Here is a 305-nt window from a genome sequence, read left to right as displayed (position 1 = left end):
CTCCGCGGCGGCGTCGGCGCGGCGCTTCACCTCGGCCTCCTCGGCGCGGCGGCGCTCCTCCTCCTCGGCGCGGCGCTTCGCCTCCTCCTCGGCGCGGCGGCGCGCCTCCTCCTCGGCGCGGCGCTTCGCCTCCTCCTCCTCGGCGCGGCGGCGCTCCTCCTCGGCACGGCGGCGCGCCTCCTCGGCGGCGGAGAGCACGGAGATCGACTGCGCCTCGGCCTCGCGGCGGCGCTGCTCGCGCATCTCCTCCTCGAGCGCGCGCTGGCGCGCGGCGCGTTCCTCGCTGGTGAGCTGCCGCGGCGGGC

The 305-nt window shown here is 81.0% G+C and carries 1 pseudogene; it reads right to left on the bottom strand.

Annotated features, from left to right (window positions below):
* A pseudogene (locus tag FK498_RS20275) lies at positions 1 to 305 on the bottom strand (translation initiation factor IF-2); the annotation flags it as partial.

Origin of the sequence: Elioraea sp. Yellowstone (genome assembly GCF_006704265.1) — a bacterium.
GTDB lineage: Bacteria > Pseudomonadota > Alphaproteobacteria > Acetobacterales > Acetobacteraceae > Elioraea.
This window is presented reverse-complemented; position numbering and strand designations above follow the sequence as displayed.